Source organism: Kitasatospora sp. NPDC088134, assembly GCF_044741705.1.
GTDB lineage: Bacteria > Actinomycetota > Actinomycetes > Streptomycetales > Streptomycetaceae > Kitasatospora.
This window is the reverse complement of the sequence record NZ_JBIUTD010000002.1, coordinates 406,335-419,370: the sequence shown is the minus strand read 5'-3', so window position 1 is coordinate 419,370 and position 13,036 is coordinate 406,335. Positions and strand designations below refer to the sequence as shown.

Annotated in this window: 11 protein-coding genes; all 11 read right to left on the bottom strand. The window is 73.7% G+C overall.

What is annotated here, in order from left to right:
• Positions 1–145 precede the first annotated feature (145 nt).
• Entirely contained in the window at positions 146–1,435 is a 1,290-nt protein-coding gene (gene glyA / locus ACIOHG_RS05440; RefSeq protein WP_400945554.1) for a serine hydroxymethyltransferase, read from the bottom strand.
• 191 nt (positions 1,436–1,626) lie between these two features.
• Positions 1,627–2,283 carry a protein-tyrosine-phosphatase gene (locus ACIOHG_RS05435; RefSeq protein WP_400945768.1) on the bottom strand — a complete coding sequence of 219 codons (657 nt, stop codon included), beginning with the start codon at positions 2,281–2,283 and terminating at the stop codon, positions 1,627–1,629.
• 14 nt (positions 2,284–2,297) lie between these two features.
• Positions 2,298–2,945, bottom strand: a complete 648-nt coding sequence (locus tag ACIOHG_RS05430; RefSeq protein WP_400945552.1) for an L-threonylcarbamoyladenylate synthase — start codon at positions 2,943–2,945, stop codon at positions 2,298–2,300.
• 113 nt (positions 2,946–3,058) lie between these two features.
• Positions 3,059–3,925, bottom strand: coding sequence for a peptide chain release factor N(5)-glutamine methyltransferase (gene prmC, locus ACIOHG_RS05425; protein WP_400715805.1), 867 nt, complete (start codon positions 3,923–3,925; stop codon positions 3,059–3,061).
• Positions 3,926–3,943: 18 nt separating this feature from the next.
• Positions 3,944–5,020 (bottom strand): peptide chain release factor 1, encoded by a 1,077-nt coding sequence (gene prfA / locus ACIOHG_RS05420; RefSeq protein ID WP_400945549.1) that lies wholly within the window; start codon positions 5,018–5,020, stop codon positions 3,944–3,946.
• A gap of 130 nt (positions 5,021–5,150) precedes the next feature.
• Positions 5,151–5,375 carry a 50S ribosomal protein L31 gene (gene rpmE / locus ACIOHG_RS05415; protein WP_033214688.1) on the bottom strand — a complete coding sequence of 75 codons (225 nt, stop codon included), beginning with the start codon at positions 5,373–5,375 and terminating at the stop codon, positions 5,151–5,153.
• Positions 5,376–5,500: 125 nt separating this feature from the next.
• A complete protein-coding gene (locus tag ACIOHG_RS05410; protein WP_400945547.1) occupies positions 5,501–6,601 on the bottom strand; it encodes an LCP family protein in 1,101 nt (366 codons plus the stop codon).
• 132 nt (positions 6,602–6,733) lie between these two features.
• The gene (gene rho, locus ACIOHG_RS05405) at positions 6,734–8,848 is read right to left on the bottom strand and encodes a transcription termination factor Rho (protein WP_400945544.1); all 2,115 of its coding nucleotides are present in this window, start codon (positions 8,846–8,848) and stop codon (positions 6,734–6,736) included.
• A gap of 510 nt (positions 8,849–9,358) precedes the next feature.
• Positions 9,359–10,300: a homoserine kinase gene (gene thrB / locus ACIOHG_RS05400; RefSeq protein WP_400945542.1), complete on the bottom strand. Its 942-nt coding sequence runs from the start codon at positions 10,298–10,300 to the stop codon at positions 9,359–9,361.
• 282 nt (positions 10,301–10,582) lie between these two features.
• The gene (gene thrC / locus ACIOHG_RS05395; protein ID WP_400945540.1) at positions 10,583–11,680 is read right to left on the bottom strand and encodes a threonine synthase; all 1,098 of its coding nucleotides are present in this window, start codon (positions 11,678–11,680) and stop codon (positions 10,583–10,585) included.
• Positions 11,681–11,686: 6 nt separating this feature from the next.
• Positions 11,687–12,979 carry a homoserine dehydrogenase gene (locus tag ACIOHG_RS05390; protein ID WP_400945538.1) on the bottom strand — a complete coding sequence of 431 codons (1,293 nt, stop codon included), beginning with the start codon at positions 12,977–12,979 and terminating at the stop codon, positions 11,687–11,689.
• Positions 12,980–13,036 lie beyond the last annotated feature (57 nt).

Here is a 13,036-nt window from a genome sequence, read left to right as displayed (position 1 = left end):
CCTCCAGGGTCGCGCTCCGACGGACGAGTACGCAGGGTACTCCCGCGCTGCTTCGGGGTTCGAGGTGCGTCGCCACGGAGCACACCTTATTGACTCCGACGCCGTGCCCGTGCACCGCGGTTCGCCCGGACCGCCCCCGGCTTCCTCAGCCGCGCCCGGCGAAGGCCCGCGCCAGCTCCCGCGCCCGGGCCCGGACCGGCCCCGGGTCGCCGCCCGCGAGCACCCGCCCGAGCAGTTCGCCGACCTCGGCCAGCTCCGTCTCCCCCATCCCCTGGGCGGCGCACGTCCCGGTGCCCAGCCGGATGCCGGAGGTCTCGGCGGGCGGCGCGGGGTCGTCCGGGACGGCGCACCGGCCGAGCATCAACCCCGCGGCGGCGCAGCGCCGTTCGGCCTCCACGCCAGTCAGCCCGAGGGCGCCGACCGCGGCCGTCACCAGGTGGGTGTCGGTGCCGCCGGTGAGCGGTGCGGCCCCCGCCGCGGCCAGCGCGGCGGCCAGCGCCCGGGCGCCGGACACCGCCCGCCGGACGTAGTCGGCGAAGGCGGGCGTCGCGGCCTGGGCGAGCGCCACCGCCTTCGCCGCCACCTCGTTCATCGCCGCCCCGCCCTGGGTGAACGGGAACACCGCCCGGTCGACCCGGTCGGCCAGCGCCGCGCCGCACAGCAGCAGGCCGCCGCGCGGGCCGCGCAGCAGCTTGTGGGTGGCCGCCACGGTGACGTCCGCGTACGGCACCGGGGAGGGCACCGCCCCGGCCGCCACCAGGCCGGTCAGCTGCCCGGCGGCGGCGATCAGGTAGGCGTCCACCTCGTCGGCGATCTCCCGGAACGCGGCCCAGTCGATCTGCCGGGGGTAGGAGATGCCGCCCGCCACGATCGCCTTCGGCCGGTGCTCGCGGGCCAGCCGGCGGACCTGCTCCAGGTCGATCAGGCCGTCCTCCGCGCGCACCCCGTAGCCGTGGAAGCGGAACCAGCGGCCGGAGAAGTTGGCGGTCGACCCGGCGCTCAGGTGGCCGCCGTGCTCCAGCGACATCGCGAGCACCGCGTCGCCCGGCCGCAGCAGCGCCGCGTAGGCCGCCAGCATGGCCGAAGTCCCGGACCGGGGCTGGACGTTGGCGTGCGGGGCGGCGAACAGGGCGCGGGCCCGGTCGACGGCCAGCAGCTCGACGGTGTCGGCGGGCCCGCAGCCGGTGTGGTGCCGCCGGCCCGGGTAGCCCTCGGCGTACTTGTCGGCCAGCGGGCCGGCCAGCGCGGCCAGCACGGCGGGGGTGGCCAGGTTCTCGCCGGCCAGCAGCTGCAGCGAGTCGGCCCGGCGCTCGGCCTCGGCGGTGAGCAGGTCGGCGACCAGCGGATCGGCCGCGCGCAGGGCCGCGGCGGCCTCGGTGGCTCCGGCCGCCTCAGCGGCCTCCCGGTGGACGTGTGGGGCGTCGGCGACCGTCATGGTGCGGCTCCCGGGTGGGGGTCCCCGGCCGAGGGCGCGGGGCCGGTGCGGGCAGATCCTTCCAGCCTAGGTCGGTCCCCCCCACCCGGCCCGCCCGCGCGCGGCCGCTTGCGCCGTTCCGGCCACCTGCACCGGCCGCGCACGCAGTCTTCACAAATCCCCCACCGAAACTTTAGTGGGGGGCGCTCAACTCAGCGGTCCACGCCCGTCAGCGCGGTCACCACCGGGTCCAGCGCGTCGAATATCTCCTCGCCGCAGTTGCGGAACATCCCGATCGGGGCGCCGTACGGGTCCCGCAGCTCGTCCGACTCGGGGGACGCGGCCAGCAGCCAGCCCCGCAGGGCGGCGGCCGCGCGGACCAGTGCGCGGGCGCGTTCGGTCAGCCGCGCGCCCTCCCGGGCGTCCGGCAGCACCCGCGGGTCGACCCTCTGCACCAGCCGGGTGAACTCCTTGAGCGTGAAGGTGCGCAGCCCCGCCGCGTGCCCCATCGAGATGACCTGCGCCCGGTGGTCCAGGGTCGCGGTCAGCACCAGGTCGGCGTCGATCACGTGCTCGTCCAGCAGCTCCCGCCCGGCGAAGCCGGCACTGTCCGCGCCGTACTCGCCGAGCACCGTCGCCGCGTGCGCCTCCATCGGGGCACCCTCGTGGCCCCAGGTGCCGGCGCTCTCCACCATGATCCGGCCGCCGACCCGGACGCCGAGCCGGGAGTCCAGCTCCAGCCGGGCCAGCCGCTCGGCGATCGGCGAGCGGCAGATGTTGCCGGTGCAGACGAACAGGATGCGGAAGGTGTCCAGCGGGAGCGGCCCCGGCTGGGCGGGCGGCGCCAGGACGCCGCCCGCCCCGTACAACGGTGCGGAGGGGGTCAACTGCCGGCCTCCACGTCCGGAGCGACCTCCCTCAGCTGCTCGACGCTGATCGCGCCCGCCCGCAGCACCACCGGCACCTTGCCGGTGACGTCGACGATGGTGGAGGCCGTGGCGTGGTCGGCCCTCCCCCCGTCGAGGTAGATCGACACCGCGTCGCCGAGCTGCACCTCGGCCTCGTCACAGGTGGCCGGGGACGGGCCGCCGGTCTTGTTCGCGGAGGAGACCGCGAGCGGGCCGGTGGCGTTCAGCAGCTCCAGCGCGACCGGGTGCAGCGGCATCCGGACCGCGACGGTGCCCCGGGTCTCGCCCAGGTCCCAGCGCAGCGAGGGCTGGTGCCGGGCCACCAGGGTCAGCCCGCCCGGCCAGAACGCGTCCACCAGCTCCCATGCCTGCTCGGAGAAGTCGGTGACCAGCCCGTGCAGCGTGGTCGGCGAGCCGACCAGCACCGGCGAGGGCATGTTGCGGCCCCGGCCCTTGGCGTCCAGCAGCGCACCGACCGCCTCCGGCGAGAAGGCGTCCGCCCCGAGGCCGTACAGCGTGTCGGTCGGCAGCACCACCAGCTCGCCCCGGCGGATCGCCGTGGCGGCCTCGCGCAGACCGCTCGCACGGTCCTGGGCATCGGAGCAGTCGTATCGGCGGCTCATCGGAGCAATCCCCTTCCGGTGGTGGTGGTACTCAGTGCGAAGCGCGACGGGCTGTGGTGCTGTGCCCGCTGTTCACAACGAAGCCCTTCGGGCTGTCGTGCTGTGCTTGCTGTTCACAACGACGCCCTTCGGGCTGTCGTGAAGCGGGGCCGGTTGTTCAGGTCCCGGTGGTCGGCGGCGTCCGTCCAGCCGCTCTCCTCGCGGAAGATCCACGGGACCTGGCCGCCCTGGGTGTCCGCGTGCTCGATCACCACCGCGCCGCCGGGCCGCAGCAGCCGGGCGGCGACCCGCTCGATGCCGCGGATGGTGTCCAGGCCGTCCTCGCCGGAGAACAGCGACATCTGCGGGTCGTGGTCGCGGGCCTCGGGGGCCACGTACTCCCACTCGGTGAGCGGGATGTACGGCGGGTTGCTGATCACCAGGTCGAACCGGCCGTCCCAGCCCCGGTCGTCGGCGAACGCCTTGGTGGCGTCGCCCTGGTGCAGGTGCACCCGGGCCCGGTCGGGGCTGGCCTCGACGTTGCGGCGGGTGTAGGCGATCGCGCCCTCGTCCAGCTCGAAGGCGTGCACGGTGGAGCGCGGCAGCTCCTGCGCGAGGGCCAGCGCGATCGCCCCGGAGCCGGTGCACAGGTCGACCACCAGCGGCTCGGCCACGTCCATCGCGCGGACCGCGTCTATTGCCCACTCCACCACCGACTCGGTCTCCGGCCGGGGGACGAACACCCCGGGGCCGACCTCGAGTTCGAGGTAGCGGAAGAACGCCCGCCCGGTGATGTGCTGGAGCGGTTCGCGCTGCTCGCGCCGGGAGACCGCCTCCCAGTACCGGACGTCGAAGTCGCCGTCCGGCACGGTGTGCAGCTGGCTGCGCTTCACCCCGTGGGTGTGCGCCGCCAGCTCCTCGGCGTCGAAGCGCGGCGAGGGCACGCCGGCCGCGGCCAGGCGCTGGGTGGCCTGGGCCACCTCGGCGAGCAGCAGGTTCATCCCTCGGGCCCCTTAGGCTCAGTTCTCCTGGGCGGCGGCCAGCTTGGCCGCGGCGTCGGCGTCCACGCAGGACTGGATCACCGCGTTGAGTTCACCGTCCAGCACCTGGTCGAGGTTGTAGGACTTGAACCCGGTGCGGTGGTCGGAGATGCGGTTCTCCGGGAAGTTGTACGTCCGGATGCGCTCGGAGCGGTCCACGGTGCGCACCTGGCTGCGGCGGGCGTCGGACGCCTCCCGCTCGGCCTCCTCCTGGGCGGCGGCCAGCAGCCGCGAGCGCAGGATGCGCATCGCCTGCTCCTTGTTCTGCAGCTGGCTCTTCTCGTTCTGGCAGGACGCCACGATACCGGTCGGCAGGTGGGTGATCCGGACCGCGGAGTCGGTGGTGTTCACCGACTGCCCGCCGGGGCCGGAGGAGCGGTAGACGTCGATCCGCAGGTCGTTGGCGTGGATCTCGACCTCGACCTCCTCGGCCTCCGGGGTGACCAGCACGCCCGCGGCGGAGGTGTGGATGCGGCCCTGCGACTCGGTCGCGGGGACCCGCTGGACCCGGTGCACGCCGCCCTCGTACTTCAGCCGGGCCCAGACGCCCTGGCCGGGCTCGGTCGTGCCGCGCGTCTTGACCGCCACCGAGACGTCCTTGTAGCCGCCGAGGTCGGACTCGTTGGCGTCGATGATCTCGGTCTTCCAGCCGAGCCGCTCCGCGTAGCGCAGGTACATCCGCAGCAGGTCGCCGGCGAACAGCGCGGACTCCTCGCCGCCCTCGCCGGCCTTGACCTCCAGGATGACGTCCTTGTCGTCGTTGGGGTCGCGCGGCACCAGCAGCAGCCGCAGCTCCTCGGTCAGCTCCTCCTGCCGGGCCTCGGACGCCTTCGCCTCGGCGATGAAGTCGGGGTCCTCGGCGGCGAGTTCGCGCGCCGTGGCGATGTCCTCGCCGGCCTGCTTCCAGGCCAGGTACGTCCGGGTGATCGGGGTCAGCTCGGCGTACCGCTTGGCCAGCTTGCGGGCGTTCGCCTGGTCGGCGTGCACGGACGGGTCGGCCAGCCTCTTCTCGAGGTCGGCGTGCTCGACGAGGAGCTCTTCGACTGCCTCGAACATCGGATCGGCCTACTTCCGTTGGGGGTGCGCCGCGGCGGCGGAGGGGGATGTCGGGGAGGGACGCGAACGGCGCCGGCCCGGACGCCCCGTGCAGAGCACGGGAACGTCCGAGACCGGCGCCGTGGAAGCGCTAGGCCTTGCCGCCGGAGAGCTTCTTGCCGAAGCGCGCCTCGAAGCGGGCGACGCGGCCACCGGTGTCGAGGATCTTCTGCTTGCCGGTGTAGAACGGGTGGCAGTTCGAGCAGACCTCGGCGCGGATCTCGCCACTGGTCTCGGTGGAGCGGGTGGTGAACTCGTTGCCACAGGTGCAGGTCACCTTGGTGAGCACGTACTCCGGGTGAACGTTGGACTTCAAGGGATTCTCCTAGCTGATCGGGAGGGCACCGGGTCGGCGGCCTTGGACAGCCGCACGTGAACCGGGACCGACGGACCAGTGTGCCAGCACTGCCCGCTTCTTCCCAAACCGGGTGGCGGTTCGTCCTATTCCGTGCTCCGGGCACTCGCCGCAGCGGCCGGGGCGGCGGACGGGGCGGCGGCCGCCGGGTTGGTCGGCTGCTGCTCGACCACCGCGCGCGGCACCTCCTGGTCGGCCCGCAGCGCCGTCCAGAGCTGGGCCGCCTCGGGGGCCTTGGGGACGACCCGGTTGGGGTCGCCGGGGGCGTACACCACCGGCAGGGTGACCATGGTGAGCTGGTCCGGGCCGATCTTCTTCACGGTCTGCGCGAGGCCCACCAGCGAGCTGACCGAGGCCAGGTCGGAGTCGGTGGTCAGGGCCTTGGTCAGCTTGTCGCCGAGGCCCCACATCGCCACCGGGTTCGTGCCCAGGCCGAGCGAGCCGACCTGCCCGAGCATCGCCCGGACCATCTCCTTCTGCAGCTCGATCCGGCCCAGGTCGCTGCCGTCGCCGACGCCGTGCCGGGTGCGGACGAAGGCCAGCGCCTGCTGCCCGCCCAGGTGGTGGGTGCCGGCGTCCAGGTGCAGGCCGCTGTCCTTGTCGTCGATGGCGACCGTGGTGGTGACGTCCACCCCGCCGATGGCGTCGATCAGCGCGGCGAAGCCGGCGAAGTCCACCTCGACGAAGTGGTCCATCCGCATCCCGGTGAGCTGCTCGGCGGTCTTCACGGCGCAGGCCGGGCCACCGACCTCGTAGGCGGAGTTGAACATCGCGCTGCGGGCGGCGGCGACCTGCTTGCCGTCGGCGGAGGTGCAGACCGGGCGGGGCACCAGGGTGTCGCGCGGTATCGAGACCACGGCGGCGGCGGTGTGCGCCTGGTTGACGTGCACCACCATCGCGGTGTCGGAGCGGGCGGTGCCGCCGGTGTCGCCGCCGGCCAGGTTCCCGTTGGAGCCGGCCCGCGAGTCGGAGCCCAGCACCAGCAGGTTGAAGGCACCCCCGGTGGAGGCAGGCGGCCGGGCGGTGCCGAGCTGCCCGGCGATGTCGACGCTGCGGATGTTCCGGTTCAGCTTCCAGTAGGCGATCCCGCCCAGTGCGGCGCCGACCAGGACGAGGCCGGCCAGCGCGAACAACGCGATCCGCACGGCGCGGCGGCGCGGGGTGCGGTTCTTCCGTTCCTCGGACATTTCGCCTCATTTCGCCCTGAACGCGACCTTTCGAGCATAAGTGACCGGCCGGTCCGGCGGCCGGGTGCCGGAGAACGCGGAACCCCGCACGGCCCGGGGGCGGTGCGGGGTTCCGGTGGGGCGGTGCGGGCGTCAGTCGCCCGAGCCCGGGGTGTTCTTGGCGATCTGCATCAGGAACTCGGCGTTCGACTTGGTCTGCTTCATCTTGTCCAGCAGCAGCTCGATCGCCTGCTGGGAGTCCAGCGCGTGCAGGACGCGGCGGAGCTTCCAGGTGATCGCCAGCTCCTCGTGGCCGAGCAGGATCTCCTCCTTGCGGGTGCCGGAGGCGTCCACGTCGACGGAGGGGAAGATGCGCTTGTCCGAGAGCTTCCGGTCGAGCTTGAGCTCCATGTTGCCGGTGCCCTTGAACTCCTCGAAGATCACCTCGTCCATCCGGGAGCCGGTGTCGACCAGCGCGGTGGCGAGGATGGTCAGCGAGCCGCCGTTCTCGATGTTGCGCGCGGCGCCGAAGAACTTCTTCGGCGGGTAGAGCGCGGTCGAGTCGACACCACCGGACAGGATGCGGCCGGAGGCGGGCGCCGCCAGGTTGTAGGCGCGGCCCAGGCGGGTGATCGAGTCCAGCAGGATCACCACGTCGTGGCCCAGCTCCACCAGGCGCTTGGCGCGCTCGATGGCGAGCTCGGCGACCGTGGTGTGGTCCTCGGCGGGGCGGTCGAAGGTCGAGGAGATGACCTCGCCCTTCACCGACCGCTGCATGTCGGTGACCTCTTCCGGACGCTCGTCGACCAGGACGACCATCAGGTGGCACTCGGGGTTGTTGTGGGTGATCGCGTTGGCGATCGCCTGCATGATCATGGTCTTGCCGGTCTTCGGCGGGGCCACGATCAGACCGCGCTGGCCCTTGCCGATCGGCGACACCAGGTCGATGATCCGGGTGGTCAGCACGCCCGGGTCGGTCTCCAGGCGCAGGCGCTCCTGCGGGTACAGCGGGGTCAGCTTGCCGAACTCGGGGCGGCCGCGGCCGCTGTCCGGGTCCATGCCGTTGACGGAGTCCAGCCGCACCATGGCGTTGAACTTCTCGCGGCGCTCGCCGTCCTTCGGCTGGCGGACCGCGCCGGTGATGGCGTCGCCCTTGCGCAGGCCGTGCTTGCGGACCTGGGCCAGCGAGACGTAGACGTCGTTCTGGCCGGGCAGGTAGCCGGAGGTCCGGACGAAGGCGTAGTTGTCGAGGATGTCCAGGATGCCCGCGACGGGGATCAGGACGTCGTCGTCGCTCAGCGGGACCTCGGGGCCGGTGGTGCCCTCGAAGCCGTCGCGGCGGCGGCCCCGGCGGTCCCGGTACCGGCCGCGGCGGCCGCGGCGGCCGTCGCCGAACTCGTCGTCGTCGTAACCGCCCTGCTGCTGGCCGCCGCCCTGCTGCTGCTGAGCGCCGCCCTGCTGCTGGTTGTTGTTCTGCTGGTTCTGCTGGCGGGACTGGCCGCCGTCCTGCTGCTGGCCGCCGCCCTGCCGGTCGGCGCGGTCGCGCTCGCGGCGGTTGCGGCGGTCCCGGCGGGACTCGCGGATCTCGCTGTCGCTGTCGCCGGCGGCGGCCTCGGGGCGCTCGCCGCCCTCGCGGCGGTCGCGCCGGTCCCGGCGGTCGCGGCGCTCGGGGCGGGAGTCGCCCTCGGCGGCGGCCGGGCGCTGGGTCTCGGCCTTGGCCTCGGCGGCGGGGGCCGCCGTCTCGACGGCGGTGGCGGCCTGGGCCTCGGCGGTCGGGGCGCCGGCGGCCGCGGTGGCGCGGCGGCGCGGGCGCTCGGCCCGGGCGGTGGCGGCCGCGGTCTCGGCGGCGGCCTGCACCGGGATCTCGATCTGCGCCTGCGGCTCGGCGGCCGCGGCGGCGCGGGTCCGGCGGGCCGGCTTCTCGTCCGTGGCCACCGGGGCAGCCGCGGTGGCCGGGGCGGCCTCGGCGGCGGGGGCAGCGGCCTTGGCGGTCTTCTTGGCGGCCGGAGCGGCGGGGGCGGAAGCGCCCGCGAGCAGCGGGTCCCCGCCGCTCTTCTCCTTGATGGCCTCGATCAGCTGGCTCTTGCGCAGCCGCCCGGTACCGCTGATGCCGAGCGTCGAGGCGAGCTTCTGCAGCTCGGCCAGGACCAGGCCGTCCAGGCCGGCGGCGGCGGTACGACGGCGTCGCGCCGGAGCCGCGGGGGCGGCGGCTGCGTCCGACGCCTCGGCGTCCGGGCGCGCGCCCATCAGATCGGTGGTGTCGCTCACTAAGGGTCCTTCCCTGGAGCGGACGTCGGCCTGTCTGGCACGGCGACCGGTTGTGCTGTCCTGACCGGCGTCTCTTTGCGCTGGTCAGGGGCTGGATTCCTGCGGAAGGCTGGTCCTTCCGAGGAGCTGCGGAGTGCGGTGCACTGTGGTGCGAAGCGGCGCGGACGGCCGGTTTCCGTGCCGACCTCGCTGCGCCTGTTCGATGCCCGGGCCCCCGTCGCGCGGCGGCACTGCGGACCCGCCCGGCATGGCCTCAGTGCGGAGGCCGGGGGTGGGAGTCAGGTGCCGTCACGGCTTCGGGTTGGGCCGCAGTCGCGCAGGCAGGCTGCGTACGCGGTGTGGCGGGCTCCCGGAGAATCGTGCTCCCGAGCTTCCGGCCCCCGTGCGGACGGGGGAACGGGATCGGGAAGCGTCGCACCGGGCCCGGTGGGCATCTGGTGCAGCAATGAGGTTAACACTACCTACCCCCTGACACATTCCCCAGCCCTTTGCTTGTCAATCGTGTCCGTCTCACATGTCGAGCGGCAGCACGGTGGCGCCGGTGCGGTCCAACTCCAGCCGGTGGGCCGCGAACTGCCCCCCCGCACTGTGCTCATGGTCGCCGGAGGCGAACTCCAGCACCTTGCCGGCGGCGGACTCGTCGGTGAGCGCGAGCACGGTCGGTCCGGCACCCGAGATGACGGCGGGGACGCCCTCGGAGCGGAGCGCGGCGACCAGGGCGGCGCTGTCCGGCATGGCGGAGGCCCGGTAGTCCTGGTGCAGGCGGTCCTCGGTGGCGGTGAGCAGCAGCTCCGGGCGGCGGGTGAGCGCCTCGACCAGCAGCGCGGCGCGGCCGGCGTTGACCGCGGCGTCGGACAGCGGCACCGTCCTGGGGAGCAGGCCGCGGGCGGTCTCGGTGAGCACCTCGGTGGACGGCACGAACACGATCGGAACCACCCGGTCGGACGGGTCGAGCGTGATGGTGCGGGCGCCGCCGTCCTCCGTCCAGGCGACGGTGAAGTTGCCGCGCAGGCAGGCCGCGACGTTGTCGGGGTGGCCCTCCAGCTCGGAGGCGAGGGCCAGCAGCGCGTCGTCGTCGAGGGCGGAGGCGCCGCCGATGGTGACGGCGCGGGCGGCGACGATGCCGGCGCAGATCGCGGCGGACGAGGAGCCCAGGCCGCGGCCGTGCGGTATCCGGTTGGCGCAGACCACTTCGAGGCCGCGGGGCTGGCCGCCGAGTCGGTCGAAGGCGGCGCGCATCGAGCGGACCACCAGGTGGCGCTCGTCGCGGGCCAGGTTCTCGGCGCCCTCGCCGGCGATGTCCACGCTCAGGCCGGAGTCGGCGACCCGGACCACCACGTCGTCGTAGAGGCCGAGGGCGAGGCCGAAGGCGTCGAAGCCGGGGCCGAGGTTGGCGCTGGTCGCGGGAACGCGGACGCGGACGGCGGCGGCGCGGAACGCGGGACCGGCCATGCGGTGGACACTCCTGAAAGTGGGGGAGGCGGCCCGGACGACGGGGCCTGCGGTGGTTCGGCGGCGGGGGTGGGCGAAGGAGCGCGCAGCATGGCGCGGCCCGCCGGGGTCAAGCGTATCGAAGAGAGGTTCCAGAGCGGTACACCCTGCCCGGCTCCGATCTTGCGTGTTGCCCCGAGCAGCGTGAAACCGCCGGTGGGATGACCTGAAAGCGCCGTGAGCGGCGGGCCCGGAGTGGGCCCGCCGCTCACCGTGTTGACGCCGGGTCAGTCGGGGCCGGGGTCAGTCCAGCAGGCCCAGGCGGCGGGCGGCCGTCTCGGGGTCGATCGGGACGATCTGCGGCTGCGGGGCGCCGGCCACCGCCCAGTCCGGGTCCTTGAGGCCGTTGCCGGTGACGGTGCAGACGATCCGCTGGCCGGGGTCGACCAGTCCGGCCTCGGCCTTGGCGAGCAGGCCGGCCACCGAGGCGGCCGAGGCGGGCTCGACGAAGACGCCCTCCTGCGCGGCCAACAGCCGGTAGGCGGACAGGATCTGGCGGTCCGTCACCTTGTCGATGAGGCCGCCGGAGTCGTCCCGGGCGGCGAGCGCGTAGTCCCAGGAGGCCGGGTTGCCGATCCGGATCGCGGTGGCGATGGTCTGCGGCTTGAGCACCGGGGCGCCGTCCACAATAGGGGCCGAGCCGGATGCCTGGAAGCCCCACATCCGGGGGGTCTTCGTGGCCAGGCCGTCCGCCGCGTACTCGCGGTAGCCCTTCCAGTAGGCGGTGATGTTGCCCGCGTTGCCGACCGGGAGGACGTGCAGGTCGGGGGCGTCGCCGAGCATGTCGACGATCTCGAAGGCGGCGGTCTTCTGGCCCTCGATGCGCACCGGGTTGACCGAGTTGACCAGGGCGACCGGGTACTTCTCGGAGAGTTCGCGGGCCAGCGTCAGGCAGTCGTCGAAGTTGCCGTCGACCTGGAGGATCTTGGCGCCGTGCACCAGCGCCTGGCCCATCTTGCCGAGGGCGATCTTGCCCTGCGGGACGAGCACGGCGGAGACCATGCCGGCCCGCACCGCGTAGGCGGCGGCGGAGGCGGAGGTGTTGCCGGTGGACGCGCAGATGACGGCCTGCGCGCCGTCCTCCTTGGCCTTGGAGATGGCCATGGTCATCCCGCGGTCCTTGAAGGAGCCGGTCGGGTTGGCGCCCTCGACCTTGAGGTAGACCTCGCAGCCGGTGCGCTCGGAGAGCACCTGGGCGGGGACCAGCGGCGTGCCGCCCTCCAGCAGGGTGACCACCGGGGTGGAGGCGCTGACCGGGAGGCGGTCGCGGTACTCCTCGATGAGGCCGCGCCACTGGTGGGTGTGGCTGCCTCGGACGGTGCTTTCGGCAAAGGCGTTCATACCGGCTTACTCCCCTTCGACCCGCATGATGCTGGCCACGTCGCGCACGCTGTCCAGTGCGCGGAGCTTGTCGACCGTCGCCGACAGGGCGGCGTCGGCGGCGCGGTGGGTGACCACGACGAGCGCGGCGTCGCCGTCGCGGCCCTGCTGGCGCACGGTGTCGATGGAGACGCCGTGCTCGGCGAAGACCGAGGCGACCTGGGCGAGCACGCCCGCGCGGTCGTCCACGTCCAGGCTGACGTGGTAGCGGGTGACCACCTCGTCCATCGGCTTGGCGGGCAGCGCGGCGTAGACCGAGTCGCCGGGGCCGGTGGTGCCGTTGACCTTGTTGCGGCAGACCGCGACCAGGTCGCCGAGGACGGCGGAGGCGGTGGGCGCGCCGCCCGCGCCGGGGCCGTAGAACATCAGCCGGCCGGCCGCCTCGGCCTCGACGAAGACCGCGTTGTACGCCTCGCGGACCGAGGCCAGCGGGTGGCTGAGCGGGATCATCGCCGGGTGCACCCGGGCGGTGACCGAGGCGCCGTCGGCGGCCCGCTCGCAGATCGCCAGCAGCTTGACCACGCAGCCCATCTGCTTGGCGGAGGCGATGTCGGCCGCGGTGACCTCGGTGATGCCCTCGCGGTAGACGTCCGCGGCGGTGACCTTGGTGTGGAAGGCGATCCCGGCCAGGATGGCGGCCTTGGCGGCGGCGTCGAAGCCCTCCACGTCGGCGGTCGGGTCGGCCTCGGCGTAGCCGAGCGCGGTGGCCTCCTCCAGCGCCTCGGAGTACCCGGCGCCGGTGGAGTCCATCTTGTCGAGGATGAAGTTGGTGGTGCCGTTGACGATGCCGAGCACCCGGTTCACCTTGTCGCCGGCCAGCGATTCGCGCAGCGGGCGGAGCAGCGGGATGGCGCCGGCCACGGCGGCCTCGTAGTAGAGGTCGACGCCGGCCGCGGCGGCCGCGGCGTGCAGCTCGGCGCCGTCCCGGGCGAGCAGCGCCTTGTTGGCGGAGACCACCGAGGCGCCGTTCTCGAAGGCTTTCAGGAGCAGCGACCTGGACGGCTCGATGCCGCCCACCACCTCGATCACCACGTCGATGTCGCCGCGGCCGACCAGGGCCTCGGCGTCGGTGGTGAGCAGGTGCTCGGGCACCCCGGGGCGGGCCCGCCCGGCGCGGCGGACCGCGATGCCGGCCAGCTCGACCGGGGCGCCGATGCGCGCGGCGAGGTCGTCGGCCGTCGTCGTCATGATGCGCGCCACCTCGGAGCCCACCACACCACAGCCCAGCAACGCCACCTTCAGCGGGCGCGTACGCATCATCCGACTCCGCTCTGCATTCTTCGGTCCCCGTCGGGGCGTTCCGTCGTCCCCGGGGGT

Bases quoted from the DNA above. Each gene is read 5' to 3' on its own strand.
- thrB (WP_400945542.1), bottom strand. From the start codon at position 10,300: ATGGCCGGTCCCGCGTTCCGCGCCGCCGCCGTCCGCGTCCGCGTTCCC.
- prfA (WP_400945549.1), bottom strand. From the start codon at position 5,020: ATGTTCGAGGCAGTCGAAGAGCTCCTCGTCGAGCACGCCGACCTCGAG.
- thrC (WP_400945540.1), bottom strand. From the start codon at position 11,680: ATGAACGCCTTTGCCGAAAGCACCGTCCGAGGCAGCCACACCCACCAG.
- ACIOHG_RS05430 (WP_400945552.1), bottom strand. From the start codon at position 2,945: ATGAGCCGCCGATACGACTGCTCCGATGCCCAGGACCGTGCGAGCGGT.
- prmC (WP_400715805.1), bottom strand. From the start codon at position 3,925: ATGAACCTGCTGCTCGCCGAGGTGGCCCAGGCCACCCAGCGCCTGGCC.
- ACIOHG_RS05390 (WP_400945538.1), bottom strand. From the start codon at position 12,979: ATGATGCGTACGCGCCCGCTGAAGGTGGCGTTGCTGGGCTGTGGTGTG.
- glyA (WP_400945554.1), bottom strand. From the start codon at position 1,435: ATGACGGTCGCCGACGCCCCACACGTCCACCGGGAGGCCGCTGAGGCG.
- ACIOHG_RS05410 (WP_400945547.1), bottom strand. From the start codon at position 6,601: ATGTCCGAGGAACGGAAGAACCGCACCCCGCGCCGCCGCGCCGTGCGG.